General features: G+C 37.6%; 14 protein-coding genes. 9 read left to right on the top strand and 5 right to left on the bottom strand.

Annotated features, from left to right (window positions below):
* Positions 1 to 1,448: 1,448 nt before the first annotated feature.
* Complete coding sequence (locus NEOC84_RS07135) at positions 1,449 to 2,069, bottom strand: exopolysaccharide biosynthesis protein (RefSeq protein ID WP_166157301.1); 621 nt, start codon at positions 2,067 to 2,069, stop codon at positions 1,449 to 1,451.
* A gap of 237 nt (positions 2,070 to 2,306) precedes the next feature.
* Positions 2,307 to 3,605 (bottom strand): PhoH family protein, encoded by a 1,299-nt coding sequence (locus tag NEOC84_RS07140; protein WP_166157304.1) that lies wholly within the window; start codon positions 3,603 to 3,605, stop codon positions 2,307 to 2,309.
* Between the two features lie 339 nt (positions 3,606 to 3,944).
* On the opposite strand from NEOC84_RS07140, the gene NEOC84_RS07145 reads away from it, so the two are divergent.
* Together NEOC84_RS07145 and NEOC84_RS07150 are read left to right on the top strand one after the other, a co-directional pair.
* The gene (locus NEOC84_RS07145) at positions 3,945 to 4,649 is read left to right on the top strand and encodes a hypothetical protein (protein WP_166157306.1); all 705 of its coding nucleotides are present in this window, start codon (positions 3,945 to 3,947) and stop codon (positions 4,647 to 4,649) included.
* A 204-nt stretch (positions 4,650 to 4,853) separates the two neighbouring features.
* Positions 4,854 to 6,098 carry a hypothetical protein gene (locus NEOC84_RS07150; protein ID WP_166157309.1) on the top strand — a complete coding sequence of 415 codons (1,245 nt, stop codon included), beginning with the start codon at positions 4,854 to 4,856 and terminating at the stop codon, positions 6,096 to 6,098.
* Between the two features lie 107 nt (positions 6,099 to 6,205).
* Here the strand turns inward: NEOC84_RS07150 and rmuC are convergent, their stop codons facing one another.
* Complete coding sequence (gene rmuC / locus NEOC84_RS07155; protein WP_166157312.1) at positions 6,206 to 7,636, bottom strand: DNA recombination protein RmuC; 1,431 nt, start codon at positions 7,634 to 7,636, stop codon at positions 6,206 to 6,208.
* A 920-nt stretch (positions 7,637 to 8,556) separates the two neighbouring features.
* Between rmuC and NEOC84_RS07160 the strand changes: the two genes are divergently transcribed.
* Both NEOC84_RS07160 and lexA read left to right on the top strand, forming a co-directional pair.
* Complete coding sequence (locus NEOC84_RS07160) at positions 8,557 to 9,255, top strand: phosphatase PAP2 family protein (protein ID WP_166157315.1); 699 nt, start codon at positions 8,557 to 8,559, stop codon at positions 9,253 to 9,255.
* Positions 9,227 to 9,847, top strand: coding sequence for a transcriptional repressor LexA (lexA, locus tag NEOC84_RS07165; RefSeq protein WP_166157318.1), 621 nt, complete (start codon positions 9,227 to 9,229; stop codon positions 9,845 to 9,847). The genes NEOC84_RS07160 and lexA overlap by 29 nt, the downstream gene beginning before the upstream one ends.
* A 221-nt stretch (positions 9,848 to 10,068) precedes the next feature.
* On the opposite strand, the gene NEOC84_RS07170 is transcribed toward lexA, so the two are convergent.
* Positions 10,069 to 10,920, bottom strand: a complete 852-nt coding sequence (locus tag NEOC84_RS07170; RefSeq protein ID WP_166157321.1) for a CDP-alcohol phosphatidyltransferase family protein — start codon at positions 10,918 to 10,920, stop codon at positions 10,069 to 10,071.
* Positions 10,921 to 11,197: 277 nt separating this feature from the next.
* Between NEOC84_RS07170 and NEOC84_RS07175 the strand changes: the two genes are divergently transcribed.
* On the top strand, positions 11,198 to 14,173 hold the full coding sequence (locus NEOC84_RS07175) for an insulinase family protein (protein WP_166157324.1): 2,976 nt from the start codon (positions 11,198 to 11,200) through the stop codon (positions 14,171 to 14,173).
* 632 nt (positions 14,174 to 14,805) lie between these two features.
* On the opposite strand, the gene NEOC84_RS07180 is transcribed toward NEOC84_RS07175, so the two are convergent.
* Positions 14,806 to 15,234, bottom strand: a complete 429-nt coding sequence (locus NEOC84_RS07180; RefSeq protein ID WP_042242021.1) for a helix-turn-helix domain-containing protein — start codon at positions 15,232 to 15,234, stop codon at positions 14,806 to 14,808.
* 353 nt (positions 15,235 to 15,587) lie between these two features.
* Here NEOC84_RS07180 and NEOC84_RS07185 point away from each other — a divergent pair, with 353 nt between their 5' ends.
* The 4 genes from NEOC84_RS07185 (at position 15,588) to NEOC84_RS07200 (ending at position 21,108) form a co-directional block, all read left to right on the top strand.
* Positions 15,588 to 17,537: a S41 family peptidase gene (locus tag NEOC84_RS07185; protein ID WP_166157327.1), complete on the top strand. Its 1,950-nt coding sequence runs from the start codon at positions 15,588 to 15,590 to the stop codon at positions 17,535 to 17,537.
* Positions 17,538 to 17,754: 217 nt separating this feature from the next.
* Positions 17,755 to 19,272, top strand: a complete 1,518-nt coding sequence (gltX, locus tag NEOC84_RS07190; RefSeq protein ID WP_166157330.1) for a glutamate--tRNA ligase — start codon at positions 17,755 to 17,757, stop codon at positions 19,270 to 19,272.
* A gap of 37 nt (positions 19,273 to 19,309) precedes the next feature.
* Positions 19,310 to 20,404, top strand: coding sequence for a mechanosensitive ion channel family protein (locus NEOC84_RS07195; protein ID WP_166157332.1), 1,095 nt, complete (start codon positions 19,310 to 19,312; stop codon positions 20,402 to 20,404).
* 341 nt (positions 20,405 to 20,745) lie between these two features.
* Positions 20,746 to 21,108 carry a hypothetical protein gene (locus NEOC84_RS07200; RefSeq protein ID WP_166157336.1) on the top strand — a complete coding sequence of 121 codons (363 nt, stop codon included), beginning with the start codon at positions 20,746 to 20,748 and terminating at the stop codon, positions 21,106 to 21,108.
* The last annotated feature ends 3,088 nt before the right edge of the window (positions 21,109 to 24,196 follow it).

Raw genomic sequence — 24,196 nt, forward strand, 5'->3', positions numbered from 1 at the left:
CTTTAAAAGAAACTTTGGAGGAGATTTTCGCTCTAGGAAGCTAGACTATCAGCGGGCAGAATTATATGCTAAATCTTTGGCAATGAACAAGATGACAGCGCTTGGAATGCCCAAAGGACAATGGGTACTAACTTGATAAGCTTTTAAACAGACCAACTATTAGGTCATTTACGCAACAAGGCCGATTAATCTCCATTTTTTGCGATAAGGTAAGTTTCGTAAACAACCGGAGATTGAATGGCACACAACATGGGTTGAAGGCCACTTAAAAACCACTCATTGGAAAAAGCAATAAAAGAAATAGAAGGCCAAAATTATTACTAAGCGAAGCGGTGACTATTGTCGTCATGTTTCATACAAGAGCTATACAAAGTTTAAAGATTAATATATTCGACAAGTCATTCCCTCGCGGAAGAAATATTTTCCTCCTGTCCTTTCTATCATAAGTTCATCACTTTAATGGAAACATGCTTAGTTCCACTTTTTGTTTATTCACAAGCTTGCTTAAAGAGAGTGTATAGGCATTTCCTATCGCTTCTATTCTATTGAGAGTATGTCATACGCACCGTATCCACTCCCCTCCTAGTTTTTAAAAAACAGCATAAAGAGGAAAACTTCTACAAGGTACTTCTATGGATCCAAACTACATTTTATTATTAATGATAAAGGAAAAATTCTTGCTTACTATGTTAACGCCAGGAAATGTGAAGACTCAAGTCCCTGTTTGTAGTCTGTCTAAAAAACATTTTTGGCAAAATGTTTGCCGGCAAGGAATACATCTCCCCCTATTGTTTATCAAGCTTTACGACAAGGGCTTAGAAACTAGGCTTAGAAGGAATATGAAAAACAAGCTAATGTCTTGGGTAGATAAGATTTTATTAAGAAAGCGAGACATCATTGAAAGCGTTAACAATAAATTGAAAAAACTCTTGTCAAATCGAACATCACCGACAGCGCAGCCCTTGGAATTTTTTTGCCAATCTAATCAGCGGAATAGTGACCTATGCTTACGAGCCCTGTAAGTCCTGCATTCAATTGACTTGCATGGAGAAGCAAAAGTTAATGAGCTGGCTTACAGTTTAGGTATAATTGAAGCAGCCTTAGAGTGTTTTCTTATCCGATAACTCGCGTTGAATTATGAGTTTTCCACTAAAAATAAGGTTACGCTTTTAATCTCCTCTTTATGCAGTCACGTACTCTATAAAGTCCCTGTTGTTAGGCAGAAGGACATCTTTCAGAAGGTTGGGTATGCAGACTAAGTTTTTATAAAGCGTATTAAGTGAATATTAGCTTTTAGCTAATCAAAAGTTCTGAATACCTCTTGTACCCCCCTCCAATCCGTTAATTACTTGCCTATTCTGATTGAAAAGCTAAAGGGAATAGAGAAATTTTAAAGCCTTGCTTTTCTTCTAAGCGTCCCTAAAAAAATTTTTTCTAAATAGCCCACGCTAAAAAATATATTTCTTCCATACAATCAGCCAATCTATTCCAAACCAAATAATAGCAGCAAAGCTCAGCAGGCAAATAAAGGCGAAAAAATAGGCGATAAGGATGAAAAAGCCGTCATCTTCTAAAAATGCTAGGCCAAAGGCTAGAAGGGGTAAAGCTGCTAATAAGTTGGTCAAAGGAATGGGAAGGGGTAAAGATAGAAAAAAAGCCAAAATAGCAATGGTCAGTCCGTGGATGATATGTAAATAACGATTTTTTACTAGCCCTATCCACCGGGTAGAAATCAAAAAGCCAAGCTTAGTATCTATTTTAAGCACATAGAACATCACCTTCTTTACAAACAAAAAGGGGATCTTTTTTTGCAATAATCTCTTAGGAAGCCAAACTTTATCTCCAAACGCTATTCTTAAACCTATTAAAAGGATTAACAATCCTAAAAGAGTGGATAGCCCAGGAATTTGCATGGGACTACAAAAAGGAAGACTCAACACAATTAACAAGGTAGCATAACCTTGATCGGCCAAATGATCCATAATTTTCTGGACCGATAACTCTTCTGAATGTGTTTGGTTCAATAAATGCTCGAGCTTTTCAGCTAAAGAGGAACATTTTTTTAACATATTGCTCTGTAAAATTGCTGGTTGTAGGATTCAGAATAAAAACTTGCGTATGGAGCTATCAACTTTATCACCCTTTATCCTCTTTATTTGAATTAAAGGATTTTCATCTAAGGATGAGAAAACATTGCTCTTCCCCTGCCGCTTTTGTCTTTTCTGCTCTATTCGCTGTTTACTTAAAAAGGAGAGCTTTTGGTAACAGATCAAATGGGCTTGAAAACTTTTATTTGCGCGTAGTGATTATAAAATTTCAGCTGCAAGGGCTGCCAATTCACTGCGTTCTGTCTTCTCCATAAATACATGCCCATAAACTTGCTGATTGCTAAAGCGTCCCACCACATAGCTAAGGCCATTAGAATCCTTATCTAAATAAGGATTGTCAATTTGTGTAGGATCTCCTGTTAAAATAACCTTCGTGTTTTCTCCTGCACGAGAAACAATCGTCTTCACTTCATGGGGAGTAAGGTTTTGAGCTTCATCAATAATGATATACATCTTTGGCAAAGAACGTCCCCTTATATAAGTAACCGCTTCCATTTCAATCTTTTTGCTTTCCATCACCCACCGCAAAGTTTCGCTAGGCTCACTTCCTACAGAATCACAGAGATATTCTAGATTATCATAGATAGGTTGCATCCAATTTAATAGCTTCTCTTCCTTAGTGCCTGGAAGATACCCAATGTCACGCCCAAGGGGGATCACAGGGCGGCTAACAAGAATGCGCGTATAAGTTCCTTCATCAAATACTTTACGTAAGCCGCAAGCCAATGCTAAAAGGGTTTTTCCCGTCCCTGCTTGCCCGATCAGTGAAACCAATTTAATTTCATCTCGCAAAAGGGCATCAATCGCACATCTTTGCTCTACGTTAAGAGGTTTAATTCCCCAAAGATTATTAGCTTTTATAAGGGGCTCGATTATCCCTCGCTTTGCATTATACTTACCAACCCCTGATGAGTGCTCGGGGGAAGAAAAAATACAATACTCGTTAGGCTGTAAATCTTCGGCATCTATCTGAATAGCTCCATCTTTGTAAAACACATCAATAGCATGTTTAGGCATTTCTATCCGCCGTAAACCCTTATACATGGACGCATAGCAATATTTTAAATTTTCATAATCTTCTGTTTCTAAACCAATGGCTTCGGCTTTAATACGGGCAGCAAAATCTTTAGAAACAAATACAACGTTCTCTCCCTTCTCTTTTAGAAAGAAAGCAGCTAGAATAATTTTATTATCATTATTGGAAAGAGCAAAGTTATAAGAATAATCGGTTTTAAATTCGACCTGGATGCGTATCACTGCCTGGTTATCTAAAGTAACGCCGGCATGCAAGTTTCCCGCACCTATAGTATTTAGATTACTTAAATAGCGAAAAACCGCACGTGAATTACGTCCTAAATCGCTTGGCAAACGCTTCATTTTGTCCAATTCTTCTAACACAGTGACGGGGATAATTACATTTTGGCCAGGAAATTTGATGATCGCTTCGGGATCATGCAATAAAACGTTAGTATCAAGAACAAATGTTTTCGAGAGCATACTCGATCTCCTTGTTGCGATAAATCAGTAGCAAATTATCTTTTCGACTTGAACAAAAAAGAAAAACAGGAAAATTTTACTTTTCTGTAAGGCAGGTCTCTTAGATATTAAGATAAGGAATGGGAAGAAAAAAGTAAAAAATTAATATTTTTTAATATATTCTTTTTCTTTTAAGGAGCTCATCTCTTACCTATTTTGCTCTCTATCAGCAAATTACACATTAATTCAGCACTTAACAGCTTTGACTGCTAAAAAACACTTGACTTGTATTTTCTTTTATCGTATGGTATGAGTATAATTAAAGATTATTACATTATTTTTAATAAGTGAGGTATCAGGATGAAAATTAATGATAAAATATTAAGCATCCCCCCTTATATTTCGACTAGCTGGAGGCATGTAAAATCGCTCCAAATGAAAGGCCCTTTTTTAGTCATCACTTTAATGGGCGGCGAATCAATTAACATTCCTAACCTTAAAGGAGAAGTAATTGAGCAAATTTTTAGTGCCCATGCTGAATATTTAGAAAAATTTATTGATCCTCAAGAGGAGAGTGACCCTAATTTATCTCAAGCTATGTTGAATACCGACCAAGGCGAAGTACCTTTTAAGCTAGGAATTGGTTCTATCGATGGTATGGGCAATCCCTTGATTCATAATCCCGCCCAACGCGATGCTCCTGATATTCCCAAACAGATTTTAGAAAAAATTGCAGCTATCGCTAAAATCATTTCTCCAGAAGAGCTAAATGTATTGCCTAAAGCAGAATTAGACTGTAATTGTCTTCATTGCCAAATTGTGCGCACAATCAATGTAGCCGTGGAACCAGAAGCAATGACAGCAATGGGCTCAGAAGAAGAGGAAGTTAAAGAGGAAGAACTCGTCTTCCAACAATGGGATGTGACCCAAGCAGGTGATAAGCTATTTAATGTGATTAACAAGCTAGATACGCAAGAAAATTATAGAGTCTATTTGGGCCATCCTGTGGGATGCACCTGTGGAAAATCAAGCTGCGAGCATATAGTAGCTGTCCTTAAAAGTTAAAAACTTATTATTTTTCCTAGCTAAACCCTCATTTTTCTTTTGCCCACCAACACTTCAATTAATGCATCGCGCTATTTTTTCTTTCTCCTTAAAGAAAACATTGTCTGATGCATTAATCCTATCTAAACCTCCTAACTTCCTTGACAATTTTTGATCTAGTCCATAAAATTTTTATCTATAACTATTACTTTTAGGAGCTAACTGATGAATCAAGCAGCCTCATACTTGCTGGCAACTTTCTTCTTTGCTCAATGTCTCAGCCAGCCTGTTCATAGCGACTTAGAAAAAACATCCTCTTCTTCCCCTTACCTCCAATCAAATCTCAATCCAGATTCTTCTGCCACCGCACAACCTTTTACAGCTTTTACAGGACGTACTCTAAAAAACAAGGTAAGAATCCGCCTTCAACCTAATTTAGAAGCACCTATTTTACGTGAAAGCAATAAAGGAGATTTATGGATTGTTGTAGGAGAAAGGGATGATTTTTATGCTTTAAAAGCACCTGAAGACCTTAAAGGATATGTTTTTCGCACTTATGTATTAGATAATACAATTGAAGGAAACCGTGTGAATGTACGCCTAGAGCCTCATCTAGATGCCCCTATTATTGCCCAACTTCAAACCGGTGACAAAGTTGATGGCCAAATTAGCGCTCTTAATAATAAATGGCTAGAGATTCCCCCCCCTGCCTCTACACATTTTTACATTGCTAAAGAATATATAGAAAAAATAGGCAATGCTGATTTAAAAGCCGCTTTAAATCATAAACAAAAAGAAGGTGTTAGCCTACTTGAAAGCACACTTACTCAAAGTCAGCAAGAATTCCTTAAGCCATGGAATCAGATTAACCTCGAGAAAATTAATGAGGATCTTAATAAAATAATTAACAATTATTCCGACTTTCCAGAGATCCAAGGTAGAGCAAGAGAATTATTGGCCAATATCCAAGAAAATTATTTACAGAAAAAGATCTATTATCTAGAGAATCTTTCCATCCATAACAAGGCACTTTCTAGCAAAGTGGCTTTACAAGAGCAAAGAATTGCTGAGCTAGAACAAGCTAACCAACCCGAACTTCCTAGTAGCTCCTCGGTAGCTTCAAGTAGCTATAGTGCTGATAGAATGAGTGCATGGCTGCCTGTAGAAAATCAATTATATGAAACATGGGCAGAAATGCATGATAATCAGCCTATCTCGGCTTATTATGATGAGCAGCAGCAGCAAGCCAGCACAATAAAAGGCATCATCCAGCCTTATGATCGATCTGTCCGTAACAAACCAGGCGACTTTGTGCTTTTAAATCCAACTACCCAGATTCCTATGGCTTATCTTTACAGCACGCAAGTAAACCTGCAAAACTATTTAGGTCGAGACATTACCTTAAAAGCCTCTCCTCGAAACAATAATGACTTTGCCTATCCTGCCTACTTTGTTCTTTCGATAGAGTAGAAAGCCTATTTATTAAGGCGCTGAAAGGCGCCTCATTACTTGAGGCCAATTTTCTTTTCTATAAAACTTCTAAGGTATTGAAAAAACATCCGTCTGTTTATCATTTTTTACTCATTGACAGATAAACGCGTTTGTAAAGGATTCTCCTCAAGCTCCGCAATATTTGTTGGCTGATTTGTCGACCTCCGTGTCTTTAAATCTACAGTTTCAAGTAGCTCAATTTCATTCTGTCCACCCACTCCCAGATCTTTAAACTTCCTAGCCGTCACTAGCACTCGACCCTCAAAAGAACCTACGGTCTTATTATAAGCTTCTACAGCTCTACTTAAGCCTTTTCTTACATCTTCAAAATGTTCGCTCATCACTTGCAAACGATCATACAACTGGCGGCCTAATTGGCTAATCGCCTGGGCATTTTCGGCAATCAGCTCTTGCCGCCAACCATAAGCGACGGCCCGCAGCAATGCTATCAAAGTAGTAGGGGTAGCTAAAATAACCTGCTGATCTACTCCATGTTCGATTAAAGAAGGATCGTGCTCTAGAGCGGCACTAAAAAATGTTTCGCCCGGAAGAAAAAGTACCACAAATTCAGGTGCTGGCTGAAATTGGTCCCAATAAGCTTTTGCAGAAAGCTGATTGATATGAGTACGGACCTGTTTAGCATGCTCTTTTAACTTCATGATTTTATCCGTTTCGTTAGGCATCTCTAAAGCCTCTAAATAAGCTTGCAAAGGAGATTTTGCATCCACTACGATCTGCTTGTTATTGGGTAGATTAATGATAAGATCAGGTCTTAGACGACGCTCATCGTGGGTAGAACTTTCTTGCTGCAAAAAGTCACATTTTTCAACCATTCCAGCCATTTCTACGACCCGTCGTAATTGAATTTCCCCCCAGCGCCCTCGCACATGAGGCATACGTAATGCTTTTGCTAGATTTGCCGTTTCTTGCTGTAGCTGTGCATTAGCAGTATATAAGCTTTTTACTTGCTCAGTGAGAGTAGCGTAAGCTGAAACACGAGATTTTTCTAAATCTTCAATCTTGCTATCAAATTTCTCTAGTTTCTCTTTGATGGGTTTGACAAGCTCGTCAATCGCTGCCTCACGCATTTTTAAATCTCCTTTAGCCCCCTCTTGCAATTTTTCAAAACGAGCAGCAGCTAAATCCAAAAACATCTGGGAACTTGATTTTAGAGCCTCTGCTGACAGAGCATTAAAGGTATCAGTAAATTTTTGCTGAGCTTGATCTAAAAGTTCAAGCTTTTCTTGCATTTGCTGAGCTTGATGAGTTAATTGCATTTCCAATTCAGCAATTCTACTTCTTTGAAAGCTATTTTCTTCGCGATAATTTTGGAGCTGTATTTCTTTGCTTTCTAAGCTCTCTCGCCATTCTCGCCCCTGTTGTTCTAGCACTCGGCATTTTTCCATCCATAAAGCCTTTTCGCTCTGTTTATCTTTACACTTTAAAAGCGTCCAAATAAAACTTACCCCTAAGACGCCTATTACCAGCGCTAGTACCCCATCTACCAGATAATCCATTGGCTTAACCTCCCCTCAAACTAAATGAAATGCCCCTATCCTAGCACTTCAAAAGAAAAAATTGCGATAAAACTGTTCCCTTGCTCGAATTTAAATTGGCAAATAAATCGATTAAGCAAAGAGGCAATCACACACACGTAAAGGCCTACATTCACTCTATCTTCCCCTCCTAGCCTTATGATGCTAGGCAAGCAGTCATCACATCTGGACGGCCTTTAAAGAGGGATTTTATACTAGATAGTTAACATTATTGTTACTTAAATAAAAACATACATTTTTCTAAGGATCTATAAAGGCTCACCTAATCATGTAATTATCAGAGTAAAAAAAACAGCCTGCAAGCTATCTAGAAGGCAAAGCAGTTCAGCTTATTGCCCTTCTAGCACTCCTATGAGTTTCTTGCCAAAATTTCCTTGTATACGTGGTCATCATGGCTATTTTTTAGCGGCCGAATAGGTTAAGGGATTACCTATCAGATGACGACACAGGAGTTTTTAAGCGCTCACCAAGAAAGAAAGCTTTTGTTGATAAAAAAATGCATGGCGCTTCAAACTATGAGATTTATCAAGACATTACTTTCATGATTTTACTTTAATACCTAAAGGGATTTTGAAGAGAGCTTGTACAAAGCTTATCAGATAGGAGATGAAAAAGTTTTTCCTCAAAAGGCTAATCTCTTGTAATTAAGGCTATCCCTTTTGATAGCTAGCTAAAAATAGAGCCTTGTATACTGCGATCTTTTTAATCTCCATGAATTCTATTTATTCTAAATATTTCAATTTTTTAGAATTTTTTAACATTTAAGAATTGAGTAAACAGATAAAAAAGCAGTAATCAATATTCAGTAAATTTTTATTTAGATAAAAAGAGATTGATGTATTGTAAGAAATTTAGGTAGAATAGCAATAAAAAATTATTTTATGTTACACTCTCCTACACGCTCTTTATGGCTTATTCCCTTAATTTCTATTCTTTTGCTAACCCCCTTTAGCTCTACCATTGATTTGGCAGTGGCACGCTATTTTTTTGCTAACGGCCATTTTCAATCTAATAGCTTTTTAAATTTTCTTTATTCTTATGGAATGGTTCCAGGCTGGATCTTAACTTTATTTGCTTTATTATTTTTGGTTTTATCCTACCTTCATCCCTTCTGGAAATGTTGGCGGCCTTATGCCCTTATTCCCCTTTTAACGATGATTGTAGGAGCTGGCATTATTGTAGACTTATCGCTAAAGGGACATTGGGGTCGCCCTCGTCCTAAGCAGCTTGAAGAATTTGGTGGCCTCCAGCATTTTAGACCTTTTTACCAACCTAATTTCTTCCATCAACCTGAACCTTCTAAATCTTTTCCCAGTGGCCATTGTTCGATGGGTTTCGTTTTCTTGTCGCTTACCCTTATAGGGCGGCGGCTAAGGCAGCGTTGGCTTTATTGGTGGGGTACTTTCACTTCTGTGATCTTAGGAGCTCTGCTAGGCTATACCCGTATGGCCCAGGGAGGACACTTTTTTACTGATGTTATTTTTGCAGCAGCTTTTATGTGGTGGACAGCTCTCTTTTTTGATTGGTTGATATTTGAGCAACGGATAGCAGATGAAAAGTTTGACAAAGAAACAGTATGAATTATTGAGCTATATAAAAACCTATCTTCAAACGCACCACTATGCCCCCAGCTATCGAGAAATTATGCAGCACTTCTCTTTTACTTCTCTAGGCACAGTGTACAAATACATTACTATTTTAAAGAGCAAAGGCTTGCTGGAGTCAAAAAAAAAGAGCAGGCGCTCACTTTCTTTACTTCATGACTATCCAACAAAAAAGGATTTCACTAGCTTATCCTTACCTTTCATTGGGTACATTTCTGCCGGAGAACCTATTGAGACTTTCCCTAAAAGTCTTTCTTTTGAAGTGCCTAGCTCTTTGATTACCATGCCTGAAGCCACCTACATTCTTAAAGTGAGAGGAGATAGCTTAGTGGAAGAACTTTTGGCTGATGGAGATTATTTAGTGGTAGAAGCACGCCAAGAAGCTCAGGCAGGAGAAACAGTATTAGCTCTTTTAAACCAAAATGATGTCATTATAAAGAAATATTTTCTAGAAGATGTTTATGTCCGCTTAGTCAGTCGTAGTCTTCACAACCACCCTGTCATCTTAAGGGAAGATGATATCATGGTTCAAGGCGTGGTAGTAGCGGTTATTAGAAAAAATTTTTAAAAAGTTTTCCTATCCTCAAAGTTATGATGAAAAACAAGCTAATTGATAAACAGATGTGAGCGCTAACCGCAATCAAAGAACCTATTACACTGCCTGGCAGCTTGAATATCTTTATATAACTAAGAATCGTGAGTAAAAAGGTCTTTGCCAATCCAGTAAATAAACTTTATCTCTTCTAAAAAAAGTATAAATTTAGCGAGTTATACCTAAAATTTATTAGACTAGATTTCATCCTCCTCTTCTTCGGGTTCCGGCTCGTAATCCTCTAGAGCTTTAGCTTTTTTGCCTGCAATAATTCTTGCTAGCGATAATACCCAGGCTACGATCAAATAGATCCAAGATAAAGCAAAGAAAACTAAAGAAAAATGGGTCAAAAGTCCATAAATAATGAAAACAGCTGCCACCACAGTAAAAAACACCACTTGAAAAGTAGCTACACGCATATGCAAATTTTTTAAACTTGGAAATTTCCATCGGCTAACCATAAAATAGCCGATAGTAATCATCATAAAAAATAGAATCCATGCACGGGTTATTTCCTCTATGGAAATGAAATGATGGAATTCTTCGGATATTAAAAAGAGGTTTCCTGAGACTGCCGCTGCTGCCGCTGCGGGAATGGGTAGGCCTGTAAAGTTCTTTGGTTTCTCTTCTAAAGTGAAGCCAACATTAAGAGCAGGGCTTGGGCGGTTGTGAACACTGAAGCGCACGAGACGCAAAACTCCGCATACTGTATAAATCATGGCTCCGGTGGTAAGGAAAAAGGAGAGCTCGGTGCCAGGAGATAACGCTAAGCTTTTAAGAATGATAACTGAAGGACAGACTCCGAAAGTAATGGCATCAGCCAACGAATCAAACAACCCTCCAAATTCGCTTTGCGCTTTCATCGCGCGAGCAACAGCCCCATCTAATAAGTCAGCAAAAGCTGCTAAGAGAAGGATAGCCGCCGCTTCCGTCAAGGCTTGCACAGAGACTTCACCACGAGTTATCATGCTAATCTTAAATATTACAAAAAGACCGCATGTTAAGCCAAAGGCTGTAATTACATTAGGCAACAGATAAACTTTTTTCATAGATGAACCCAATAATAGGAAAGTCATAGTACAAAAAAAAAGACTACAAGTACAGCACGAAAAGTTTATCCGCAATAAACAGGCAAAGGTCTACCTATTCATCATTCTTTCTCTTGCATTTACATAAAAATAAATTTTTACCTATTACACTTTACTAAGCAATTTGCCTCTTGGCGCTATAAGTAGAAATCTGGTATACCTAGGTCATTTTTAACATCTCTTTAAATAAAATAGGCTCTCAAGAAGGTTATTAACCTTTAAATTTATAGGCCCCTCTATGGCAAAAAAAACTCCTTCTCTTAAACATGTCGCGGACACATATCTTGATTTTACAGTTACAAAAGCTCTAGAAATTCCCGAACTTCAATGTTTTTTAACTGAGCTAGTACACACGCCTACCGGCGCCCAAATCATGCATTTGGGAAATGAAGATCCTGAAAACCTTTTTTGTCTATCTTTTCAAACGCTTCCCAATTCCTCTAATGGGGTGGCTCATATTTTAGAACATACTGTTTTATGTGGGTCAGAAAAGTTTCCAGTCAAAGATCCCTTCTTTGCGATGACTCGTAGGAGCCTCAACACCTATATGAATGCCCTTACAGGTCAGGACTTTACATGTTATCCCGCTGCTTCTCAAGTTCCTAAAGATTTTTATAATCTTTTAGAAGTCTATCTCGATGCAGTATTTAAACCTAACCTTAAATACTTTAGCTTTCTACAAGAAGGGCACCGCCTTGAATTTAGCAATCCTACCGATCCCCACTCTCCTTTAGAATATAAAGGAATAGTATTTAATGAAATGAAAGGAGCAATGGCCTCACCGATGTCTCGCCTAGGTGAAGCTTTAAATCAAGCCCTGTATCCTAATACCATTTATGGATATAATTCAGGTGGCGATCCAAAAATTATCCCCTCTTTGAGTTATAATGAGCTGGTAGAGTTTCATCAAAAATATTATCACCCCAGTCGCTGCCTATTTTTCTTCTACGGCAATTTACCGCTTGTGGAACATTTAGATTTTATTACTCAGCATACTTTGAGATTGGCTAATAAAGCTTCTCCCTTACCTCCCATTCCTTTCCAACCTCGTTTTTCTACTCCCCACTATGTACATGAATTTTATCCCCTTGCCTCCCATGAACCCACCGAAAATAAAACGATGCTTGCGCTAGGATGGCTGACTTGCCACATTTTAGAGCAGCATGAACTGTTAGCGCTTAGTATTGTAGAAATTATTTTGATGGATACGGACGCGTCTCCTTTAAAAATGGCCTTGCTAAAGTCTGGTTTATGCAAGACGGCTAGTGCCTATATAGACACAGACGTTCACGAAGCACCCTTTATAATCATTCTTAAAGGCTGCCAACCTGAATGCGCAGGCACAATAGAAAACCTTATTAAAAACACTTTAATAGAAATTACGAGGGAAGGAATTTCTTTAAATTCGATAGAAAATGCCATGCATCAGTTAGAATTTTTCCGTAGCGAAATCACAGGTGATCAATCTCCTTTCGGACTCTCCCTTTTTATGCGTGCAGCCCTTTTAAAACAGCACGGCGCTAAGCCAGAAGAAGGGCTTATGATTCATACACTTTTCGACAGACTAAGGCAGCATCTTATCGATAACCCTCATTATTTAACTAACTTAATTCGCAAATATTTTATTGATAACCCTCATTATGTTCGCCTTATATTAGAGCCTAGCAAAGAGCTTGAAGCTCAAGAGCTGGACCAAGAAAGAGCCGTTCTAAATAAAATTCATCAATCTTTATCAGCTAAAGAGATAGAACATCTATTGCAACAAGCAAAAGAACTTTCCGCTTTCCAAAAAGACCAAGAGGAAGCATGTTTAGATATTTTGCCCAAGCTTTCTTTAGAAGATATTCCTGTACATGGTAAAGATTATTTATTAAACCAAGAAAGGATAGGCAATTTCCAAGTATTCACTCATTCTTGCTTTACAAACCGCATCCTTTATGCAGATCTAATTTTTAATTTACCCAATATTGAAGAGGCGGATTTATTTTACGCACGCCTCTTTGCCCTTTTGCTGCCTCAAATGGGATGTGGTGGAAGAAATTACATGGAAAATCTTGAATTCATCCAGGCTCATATAGGAGGAATAAATGGTTTTCTATCTCTTAACATTCAAGCCCACGACTTTAATAAAATATCACCTACCTTATCGCTAAAAGGGAAAGCTCTTTATCGTAAAATACCCCAGCTTTTTCAGCTTCTTCAGGAGATGGCTAGCTCTACCGATTTTAAAGATCTCCCCCGTTTGAAAGAAATTCTGCAAAAACATTATACAACCTTAGAAAGCTCTATCAACCAAAATTCTCTTCGCTATGCTACTAATCTTTCTGCGGCAGGACTTAGTATACCCTCTCATATTTCTAATCACTGGTATGGGCTAGAATACTTTTGGAAAATCAAAGAGCTAGCCTTGAATTTTGAACTCCATAAAGAAATCTTAATTGCAAAGCTTATAGAAATGAAAGACAAGCTTTTAGCCACTGACCAACCCCACTTAGTGCTTTCTTGCGATGCTAAAATTTATGCGGAGATTAAAGCCCAGAATTTTTATGGTCTTCTAGATATGCCACTTCATTCTTATGAAGCTTGGAAAGGAGACTTCATCCTCTCTCCCATCGCTTCTCAGGGACGCACGATTTCTGCGCCTGTGGCTTTCATTAGCAAAGTTTTCAACACAGTTCCTTATATTCATGAGCATGCGCCTGCTCTAAGCATTGCGGCCTTTTTATTTGATAATTTAACTTTACATGCAAGCATTCGTGAACAAGGAGGAGCCTATGGGGGAGGAGCTGTCAGCAATGCAATGGCTGGTAATTTCTATTTTTATTCATATCGAGATCCTAATATTTTTAGCACATTGAATGCTTTTGAAGCCTCAATTAATCATATTCTTCAAGGACAATTTGATGAAGAGGACATAGTAGAGGCTCAATTAGAAATGATTCAAGCAATGGACGCCCCTATCTCCCCTGGCAGCCGTGCTGATTTGGCATATAGCTGGCTAAGAGAAGGAAAAACTGCAGCTGTTCGGCAAGCCTTCCGTGCTAAACTTTTAACATTAACAAAACAAGAGATCATAGAGGCGGTAAGAACTTTTATTGCTCCTAACTGGCAAAAGGGAGCAACGATTGCTTTTGCAGGAAAAGAGCTTCTGGAAAAAGAAAATGCTTTATTAGCTGAGCATCATCATTCTCTCTTGCAAATTGAGACGATTTAAGGTTTTCTTGTTCTAGCATTCTCTATTCAGCCTCGGGCGCTTAATGAATCGAGGATAAAAGCCTATTAAATAAGATGAGCTCTAGCTAGTAAGTGAAGAACGCTTTCTGCCCGCTTATTGCAAGCTTAAGTTAAAATGACCAAAATTTTATAGGGGAACAAGTAGAAAACTGAAGAAAAAGAGAATCAGCTTTTTAAGCTTTAAACTGATCGCTTGAATTTTAAATTTATTTCTTTTTTTATTTTATTAGATAGAGGAAAGATTTTGAGCAGCTATTTAAATCAGAGGCTTTAAAAAAATTAGGGTTTTAATTTAAGAGGTGCGGCCATAGGAAAACTATAAATTCCCGGCTTATCACACAAGAAGCGGCTTATCCTAAAGCATAGGATAATTTAGTCGAAAGATTGATGGGTATAAAGCATGCTTAAAATTTAAGACTTTTTATCGAAGATAATAGGTTTTTTAGCTACTTCTTATGCAGCCCGATACTTTGTGAAGACCCTGATCGTTAAGTAGAAAGGCTCCTTTTAAAGAGTTGAATATGTAGACTAAGCTTTTTAAAGCATATAATAAAAAGCCTAGGTAGAGAATAACCTAGACTTTTTAGAGCATACCTTTGAAAAGATGCAAAATTAAACAGCTTTTCGGATATTTTTCTTTTTAAGAGCTGATTCGGCATACTGTTTCATGTCTTGTGCATGAATAACCCATGCCGCACCTTTACGTTGAGCTTTTAACATACCTACACGGGTGGCATAATAGATCTTTTGCGCTGGGACACTCAGCATCTTAGCTACCTGATTAACCGAATAGTATCCTTTATTATTATCAAACAACAACTCACCATTAAAAGTAGATTTAGAACGAGAATACTTTTGCTTGCGATAAGCTTCCAGATCATCTAAATGGATTGTCCAACGGGTAGTTTCTTTGCTAGCTTTCAATTTATTTAATTTAATGGCCACATAGATAGCTTGGCGCGTTACTTTGTTAAGTTTGGCGGCTTCGGTAATTGAAACCAACTTATTTTCAAACTTCTGATTATCCTTAGGTTTGGTCATGGTTTTAATCTCCAAAATTTTCTGTTTAATAATTTGTGATAAATATATTTATGATATTTTTCTTTAGTCTTGCGATCATCTGCGCCTACCTCTTAAATAATTTAAGAGGCTTGGCTCACATTTTCAGAGACTTATATTTTAATGTTTTCTAAAAAGGCCTTAAAATTCGTTAACTTAAGGCAAAAGTATTGCATAAAAAAGAATTGAAATCAAGCTTTTCTTTACATAGAATTTAAATTTTTTTTATTAGCTATTTACCTCATGGCAGCTAAGGTTCAAGGCGTTAAAAACAAATAGAAATAAAGAAGCCGAGCCTTTATAATGGATTTTTAGATTTTTATCAGGAGAAAAGGATGTCTGGGGTTAAAAAGGCCATATTTTTGTTATTATATTTGTTAACCTCTTTCCTCTCAGTAGCAGAAGGCAAATTACCGAATTTAACTCCTGCTATACTATCAGCCAAGCTGAATGAAATTATGAAAACGCATGCTTCTCATAAAGAGCTTACACCTGTTCTCATTGAAAGAACTTTAAACAACTACCTCGAAATACTTGATCCTAATAAAAGTTATTTCATTGAATCTGATATTGCTCAATGGTTACATCCTTCTAGCCATTTACTCGATCAGATTCTGCAAGATTATCATCGCAATAGTTTTAGCCAATTTGAACAAATTCACCAGATCATGATTCAAGCCATTAAGCGTCGTCAGGCATTGGAAGAAAAAATTGATATAAGCAACCTTCCTAAGCAGGTACGCACAGATGAATTTAAAGAGATGAAATGGACACATACAGAAAAAGAGCTTTTAGCTAGGTTAGAAAGAATAAAAGCTTTGCAAATAGAGGCTTCGGAAAAATTAACTCCTGCTCAAAAAGATAAAACCCTTAAACGCATCCAGAAACGTCAAGCAAAATACGAAGAAGATATTCTAGACACAAACACTTTAAAACACGAGCAATTCTTACTAGCCAATATTCTTAAAGCGACTGCTTCTGCCTTAGATAGCCATACTGCCTATTTTACACCCGATGAGGCAGCCCAGTTCATGATTCATGTGCAACAGCGTCTTTTTGGGATTGGAGCCCAACTAAGAGATGATCTAAATGGTTTTAGCATTATTAAAATTATTGAAGGAGGTCCCGCGGCAGAAAACAAAATGCTTAAAATTAAAGATCGCATCATCGCTGTAAATGGTGAATCTGTGGTGGGCCTAGACATCGCGGATGCCGTAGAGCTCATTCGTGGAGAAGAAAACAGCCCCGTAACTTTAACAGTGATTCGAGAAGCACCTGAAAATGAAGATAAGATAAAAGAAGAAAAACTAGATGTAACGCTTAACCGTGGAGAAGTGGTTCTAAAAGACACGCGTTATGAATCTTCCTATGAGCCATTTGGGGATGGAGTCATCGCTTATCTAAAGCTCTACTCTTTTTATCAAGATCCGGAAAGCTCATCAGCAAGTGATTTAGCTGAGGCACTTAAAAAAATTAAAAGGGAGCAGCATGTCAAAGGAGTGATTCTTGATTTGCGCTTTAATTCAGGTGGTTTGCTTTCCCAAGCAGTTGAGGTTACTGGCCTTTTTATTACCAAAGGAATTGTAGTTTCTATCAAAGACGATACAGGTAAAATCCAGCATTTACGCGCATTAGAAGGACGTAGCGTTTGGGAAGGCCCTTTAGTGGTCCTAACCAACCGAGCAAGCGCTTCTGCCTCTGAAATTGTGGCCGGGACTTTGCAAGATTATGGGCGCGCTATGATCGTAGGAGATGATCATACTTTCGGAAAAGGTTCTTTTCAAACCTTTACTCTTAACACTACTATTCAAAACCATGCAGTCAATCCCCAAGGCGAGTACAAAGTTACACGAGGCCGCTACTACACAGTCTCCGGGCGTACGCCCCAATTGACCGGAGTCACCTCAGATATTGTAATCCCTGGACCTTTAGCGGAAATGGAATTAGGAGAACAGTATGCCAAATACCCTTTGGAGAACGATCAAATAAAATCTAACTTTAATGATGATCTTTCTGATGTTCCTTTTTTTCAAAGAGAACAGCTTCGTATGTTTTACAGTTATGACCTACAGCCTCGCCTAAATACCTATCAACCTTTTATGGAGCAACTCCGCAAAAATGCTAAGTATCGCATCGAAAAAAATCCTAATTATCAAAATTTTTTGAAGGAATTAAAAAAGAAAGAAATTGCTGATGAAGAGGAGCCGGCAGAGTTTGGTCAAAATGACTTACAGCTAACAGAGGCTTATAATGTAATGAAAGATGTAATTCTTCTCATGCAATAATCCTTTAAACCATTTAAAATCACCAAATATTTACTATAGCTTCAGCTTAGAGTGCGGAGTTTATATTAAATTTAGCACATCTTTACTTAATGGGCACTTCTAAGAGGTGCATCCCTCATCTTCCTCTATTTCGATCATCTAGTTTCCCTTGAATTCTATGGGCCAATCAAGGAAAATAGTCTTTCGATCATAGATTAACTTAATAAGGATTTTAGAAATGACTGTTCGTGTACGCATAGCTCCTTCTCCTACAGGCGATCCCCATGTTGGAACCGCCTACATGGCACTTTTTAACCTCATCTATGCCCGCCATCATCAAGGAAAATTTATTTTACGTATTGAAGATACTGATCGCTCACGTAGCCGTCCTGAATATGAGCAAAACATTTATACAGCCTTGCAGTGGTGTAACATCCAGTGGGATGAAGGTCCTGATATAGGAGGCCCTTATGGTCCTTACCGCCAATCCGAGCGTTTCGAAATCTATAAAAAATATGCCTATGAGCTTATCGACAAGGGGCGAGCTTATAAATGCTTTTGTACGCCAGCAGATCTAGAAGAAATGCGTGAATTAGCAACAAAGCTGGGGAGCCGACAAGGTTACGATCGCCGGTGCCGCAATTTAAGTGCGGAAGAAATTCATCAGCGTGAAATTCAAAAACTTCCCTATGTTATCCGTCTCAAAATGCCTTTAACGGGAGAATGTGTGTATGAAGATCATATTAAAGGCCGTATCACTTGTCCGTGGGCCGATATCGATGATCAAGTTCTTCTTAAATCTGATGGATTTCCTACTTATCATTTAGCAAACGTGGTAGATGATTATCTTATGAAAATCACCCACGTAATCCGCGGTGATGAATGGATGAGCTCAACGCCTAAGCATATTTATCTGTATGAAGCTTTTGGCTGGGCACCACCTACTTTTATGCATATGCCCTTATTGTTAGGAAGAGATGGAAAAAAGTTATCTAAGCGTAGGAATCCAACCTCCATCTTTTATTACCGGGATTCTGGTTATCTAGCAGAAGCCTTTGTTAACTTCATGACATTAATGGGCTATAGCATGCCTGGTGATAAAGAAATTTATGCTTTAGACGAAATTATTCAAGAATTTGATTATAAGCGCATTGGGGTATCGGGAGCCATATTTGATGTGCAAAAGCTGGCCTGGATCAACCAACAGTATCTTATAAAGAATATCCCCGAGAACAAGCTATGGGAAAGATTACGTCAATGGAATTTTAGTGATGAATATATGCAAAAATTAATGCCTTTATGCCATTCACGTATTAAGACTTTCGGCGAATTTATGGAATTATGTGATTTTTTCTTTATTAATCATCTCAAATACACCGTAGAGATTTTTACTGCTAAAGGAATCACTTATCATCAAGCTCCTCTGATTTTACAGGGGATAATATGGTACATGGACGAAAATGAAAATTGGGGAAGTACGGGAATAAACCAGGCTTCAAGGAGTATGGCAGAGCTATTCGGGGTAAACCATAAGAAAACCATTATGCCTCTTTTATTTGCTAGCTTAATGGGAAAGCTACAAGGTCCTCCTTTATTTGATTCTGTCGCTATATTGGGAAAAGATCGCACCCGTGCTAGACTTTTAGAATCTATTGAATTCCTAGGTGGTATTTCTAATAAGAAAATGGATACATTAAAAAAAGCTTGGCAGCAAAAAGATGCTAGGCATCTTATTGAATTGCCGGAAATTAGTTAAAGAGAACTCGATCAGCTATTAGCCAATGAGGGAAACTATGCTATTAGAACTTGTGAACATCTTTCATTCTATTTTATCGTTTACCATGGATGGGACTTATAAATGGATCCTGGAAGCAATAGGAATTGTATTGCTCGTTTTAATTATTAATTTCTTTGCCAGACGCGGCTTAGAGAAGCTACACCTCTATTTTGAAAGAACTAATCAAATTTGGAAAGATAGCTTTGTTCAATCTTTTTATCGCCCCTTAAGTGCTTATATATGGTTTTATGCCTTTTTTCAGCTTATTGATTTAATCAGTCACCGTGTGTTTGAGGGTACCATTTTTTCCAACCTGCCTAAAGTTCTTTCTATTGGCCTTGTTTCAGCCATCGCCTGGTTTCTTATGCGCTGGAAAAAAGCCATTATTTTCAATATGCATTTGCAAAGCCTCAAGCATGATCAGCCTATCGATTCGGGAAAAATTGATGTCATTAATAAAATGTGGACTATTATCATTTTATTTCTTGCTGCTCTCTCGGTATTAGAGATAACAGGCCAGAATATTAACACGTTAATTGCCTTTGGAGGGGTTGGCGGTCTTGCAATTGCTTTTGCTTCCCAAGAAATGATCGCTAACTTTTTTGGCGGTTTAATGGTTTACGTTACCCAACCTTTTACGGTGGGAGACTGGATTAACCTGCCTGAGCGCAAGGTGGAAGGAAATGTAGAAGAAATTGGGTGGTATATGACACGTGTACGTACCTTTGAAAAGCGCCCTATCTATATTCCAAATTCTATGTTTTCCAAAGTGGTCGTGATGAACCCAGCTAGAATGAGCCATCGCAAATTTGATGAAACCATTGGAATTCGCTACAGTGATATGCCTGTCGCTCGGCATATCATCAGTGATATAACAACAATGCTTGTTGACCATTTCCACGTCGATAGAAGGTTAGGCCCGACGGTTAATTTAGAGAGCTTTGGCAGCTACGCTGTTAATATTCATATTTCCGCTTATTTATTAGATATCGATCATAGAAGCTACATTCAAGCAAAGCAAGAAATCCTATTTTCTATCTATAATATTTTAAATAAGCATGGTGCAGAAATTGCCTTCCCAACCTCACGTCAGCTTTATACAGAAGTATGAAGTTCTTGCCTTTCAAAAGGGGGAGAGTAGTCCCCCGGCTAGCTTTTAAAAAATATTTCCATGAATAAAACCTGGCGGGCTAACTAATAAGGCCTCAATATTTTATCCCCATCCACAAATTGATTTTAATTTAGCCTTGCTATAACGATAAAAGAGAGGCTATTCAACAGCCCTTCAAGGCTTTCAGGTCGCCTATCCTAGAGAGCTTAAGCTGACCAGTCAATAGCTGGAGTTCATTAAAAAGTAGTAAAATGGCACATTGTGCGATTTATAAAAAACTAATCACGCTAAATAGGCTATTTTAAAATTAAACCGCCTCTTTAGTTTTCTTAAAAAATTTCATGGTGAAGTTGCAGGAAGAGATAGAGCAAGAATATCAAGAGAAGGAGGCATTGGACTTGCTAAAGGTTTCCCAAGCAAATGGCCAGCAAGCCTATCCATCCGCCATCAAAACAGAAGGCTTTGAAAACGAAGGAGCTGTTCTTAATGAAAATGAGCAGGAAATCCCCTTGCCAACCTTGCCAGATCAGCAGGGATGGGCAAACCCCTTCAAAACTTTTGCGGATTTCCTTAAGCAAGGTTACAATTCGCTCAAGCATACCGCCAAGAAAACTAATGATTTTGCCTGCAAATCTTCATTTTTGATTGCTATGGCCTCAGCTAGCTTAGCTAGCTTTTTTGTTGTTTTTGCTGGGATGGTATAATCCAAGGATTAAGTTAAAGAATAAAATTCTTTTTTACTTCTATCAAGGAAAAGCGGGGAAAATTAATCCCTCGCTTTCCTCTCATAAAGCTCCGCTTACTCTATGCGGGTATATTACTAGGCCTCTATCTTTAACTCCCCTTTTCTTTAAGTCGAAGTGGCATGAGCACTTTATTCATATAAGTTTTTAATTTATTCAGCTGTTTATCTTTAAGTTTTCAGCTTCAAAGCTTGCACTATTACACTTAAGAAATCCAGTCCTGTTTAGATAAGCCCATGAAAAAAGGCTGCCTGTTTTATTTATCTATCTGGCTTATAAAAAAACTTTTGAATATTGGATTAACATCTGACTCTAACTCATGGGCAGGATAGACTCTTGATTTTTTATAACAAAAAACATTTAGACGATCAAATGTATCTCTCATGAATCCATCCACGGTCTTATTAAAACCTATCTTTCTTAACCTTCCCATCAGTTTACAAGCTCCACTATAGCTTAGCCTATAGCTGAGGGTGGTAAAGTGTAAATCTTCTGAACATTGAGGAATCATGATTTTATTGTTAAGGGAAACACCTGAAGGACAAATGTCCTTAACGGAAGGACCATTATAATAAAACAAGTCCCATCCTAAAGGCAATTCTGGAATTTCAAAAGAGCTATTGAAGCGAGCGTTATCCTCTAAAATCATTAACTCGGGTATTTTGTTTTCAATCATATAAAGCCAAAGATGTATATGCGAAAGAGCGCATCCTATGGCCCCGGGATGCCCATTAAAATCATTGTTTATAAACAGCTGCTGAACTTCTGAGGTAAGCGTTAGCGTAGAATCATCGATTGCTTCCCAACGAGAATAATCAGTGATGCCCATCCGCTCTGCCTCTTTAACCCAAGCTATCCACCGTTCAGGATGGCTTTTCAGATTGATAACGGCTATAGGAGAAAGCTGCATAAATTTTTATTTTTAAAAGTTAAAGGCTACGCTATTAAGGCAGATTGCCTTTAGAGAGATAATGCCAAGCAAGCTTATATTCTTTAGCGATCTATCCTAAGATCAATTTATTAATTATTTTTGGTTTAAAGCATTTTTTCCAGGATAAAATGTTAAAATAGTTTAGTCCTTAAAAAGCCTCTAGCGTTTCCAAAATACACGCCTTAAGATAAAAAGGGCAGGCAATAATTTTTTAGCCAGCTTACAGCTTTAAAAAAAAGAGCCACACTTTTTTAGATAAGAGGCAATAATTTTTTTAAGAGCTCAGGCATGACTAAAAAACAGGGGTTACTCTTTCTTGCATCTTAAAAAACCTTTATAAAAATATTAATTTTAAATTGATAGAAAAGTTTTATGAGGAGTCTTAAGCACTTTACTATTAAAAACATCAGACAAGCCTATTCTATAAAATTCAGCTATTATCTACTTCCTCCATCTACAAAAAGATCTTAAGAAAAGCCTAATGGTTGTTTTTAACTATCTTTTAAGCGATTTTATTGATACAAAAAGGAGTAGATAGGCTAAAATAGTGGGAAATTTAAAGTGTTCAACGCATGCTATTATCTTTACCTAACTTAATCTCTTTTTGTCGTATACCCTTAGCTTTTTTATTTTTACAGGAAAATATTTTTTGGAGAGTGATAGCGATCTTACTAGCCATGCTTAGTGATGGCCTTGATGGATATCTAGCAAGGCGCCAAAAAATCACTACCAAATTTGGCACTTTACTTGATCCCTCCACCGATAAATTTTTTGTAATTTTTGTGGCCAGTGTTCTTATCGGCGAAGGTCGATTAATGCTTTGGCAAGCTATCGCTTTGATTTGTCGCGATATTGCCGTATTAATTTTTGGAATACATCTTCTGCTTGATAAGCGTTTAGGTCACTATCAATTTCGAGCCATTTGGTGTGGCAAAGTTACTACTTTTTTACAGTTTATTGTTTTGGTAGGGCTGACCTTACAAGCTAAAATTCCTGATCCATTTTTTATTACTTTTATTTTACTAGGGCTTCTATCTTTAGTGGAACTAACCATCCCTAGAGAGAAAGAGACAATCGGATAAAATTGGCCTTATGGACGCCATGGAATAATAACGGTTAAGTAATCAGAGGCTAAAACCTATAAATGATTTTGTGATTTAGAAAATAATTGGTAACTTTTAATTTTCTCTTGCTACGGACGGTTAAAGAAAAATCTTTCCTAACTTAAAGAAGAATACCTTTGCTTAAAAATTGCTGGCCTTAAAACATTAGCTACAACCTCTTTATAGGTGGCCAGATTTTTTCCTAAGCTTTTATATAAGAGGGCGCTTTAAAACCCTCGTTATATCCTCATCCGTGCACACATTATAAAAAAAAATTTTAAAACTCATAACTTAACTCCTCTAAGGGAGAATTGGATTTATACGCTTTGAAAAAACTATGTTTGCATACCTAACCTTTTAAAAATGCCTCTCTATTTAGTTTGACATGATTTAAAGGATATTTCATGCTTAAGCATATTTTGAGAGCGTTTTTTCTCCCAAATCGCTATAATTTGTTTACGCCTAAATCATTATAAAGCTCTTAATTTCTTGCAAATTTGACTATGAAACCAATCAAGCTAGATAACAAACAAAGCCGTCTTTTTAAATCTCGATTTAGCGATGAACTCAATCTAGATCATCCTCTTATCCAGCTATCCAAATTGATTGAATGGAAGCAGCTGGAAGAAGAGTTTGATAAGCTGTTTGTAGAAAAGATAGGGCAGCCAGCTAAGCCTGTAAGGCTAGTTGTAGGGCTCTTTATCTTGCAGCATATGTATGGGCTTTCGGATGTAAATGTGGTGCATCGATGGGTAGAAAATCCTTATTGGCAATACTTTTGTGGGTATGAGTTTTGGCATCATGCGCTGCCTATTCATCCTACTTCTTTAATTAGATGGAGATCTAGATTAGGCGAAGCTGGACTTAGCAAGATTTTACAAGGGACGATTGCAGCAGCTGTTCTGACAGGCGCAGTGAAAAAAAAAGCTTTAAAAAAGTCATTGCCGATACAACCGTAATGCCTAAAGCTATCGCCTTTCCTACCGATGCCAAACTTTACTTTAAATCTATTCTT

It is taken from the genome of Neochlamydia sp. AcF84 (genome assembly GCF_011087585.1).
In the GTDB taxonomy this organism is placed as follows: domain Bacteria; phylum Chlamydiota; class Chlamydiia; order Chlamydiales; family Parachlamydiaceae; genus Neochlamydia.

Coding starts and splice junctions, on each gene's coding strand:
- NEOC84_RS07135 (WP_166157301.1), bottom strand. CDS start 2,069: ATGTTAAAAAAATGTTCCTCTTTAGCTGAAAAGCTCGAGCATTTATTG.
- NEOC84_RS07140 (WP_166157304.1), bottom strand. CDS start 3,605: ATGCTCTCGAAAACATTTGTTCTTGATACTAACGTTTTATTGCATGAT.
- NEOC84_RS07145 (WP_166157306.1), top strand. CDS start 3,945: ATGAAAATTAATGATAAAATATTAAGCATCCCCCCTTATATTTCGACT.
- NEOC84_RS07150 (WP_166157309.1), top strand. CDS start 4,854: ATGAATCAAGCAGCCTCATACTTGCTGGCAACTTTCTTCTTTGCTCAA.
- rmuC (WP_166157312.1), bottom strand. CDS start 7,636: ATGGATTATCTGGTAGATGGGGTACTAGCGCTGGTAATAGGCGTCTTA.
- NEOC84_RS07160 (WP_166157315.1), top strand. CDS start 8,557: ATGTTACACTCTCCTACACGCTCTTTATGGCTTATTCCCTTAATTTCT.
- lexA (WP_166157318.1), top strand. CDS start 9,227: ATGAAAAGTTTGACAAAGAAACAGTATGAATTATTGAGCTATATAAAA.
- NEOC84_RS07170 (WP_166157321.1), bottom strand. CDS start 10,920: ATGAAAAAAGTTTATCTGTTGCCTAATGTAATTACAGCCTTTGGCTTA.
- NEOC84_RS07175 (WP_166157324.1), top strand. CDS start 11,198: ATGGCAAAAAAAACTCCTTCTCTTAAACATGTCGCGGACACATATCTT.
- NEOC84_RS07180 (WP_042242021.1), bottom strand. CDS start 15,234: ATGACCAAACCTAAGGATAATCAGAAGTTTGAAAATAAGTTGGTTTCA.
- NEOC84_RS07185 (WP_166157327.1), top strand. CDS start 15,588: ATGTCTGGGGTTAAAAAGGCCATATTTTTGTTATTATATTTGTTAACC.
- gltX (WP_166157330.1), top strand. CDS start 17,755: ATGACTGTTCGTGTACGCATAGCTCCTTCTCCTACAGGCGATCCCCAT.
- NEOC84_RS07195 (WP_166157332.1), top strand. CDS start 19,310: ATGCTATTAGAACTTGTGAACATCTTTCATTCTATTTTATCGTTTACC.
- NEOC84_RS07200 (WP_166157336.1), top strand. CDS start 20,746: ATGGTGAAGTTGCAGGAAGAGATAGAGCAAGAATATCAAGAGAAGGAG.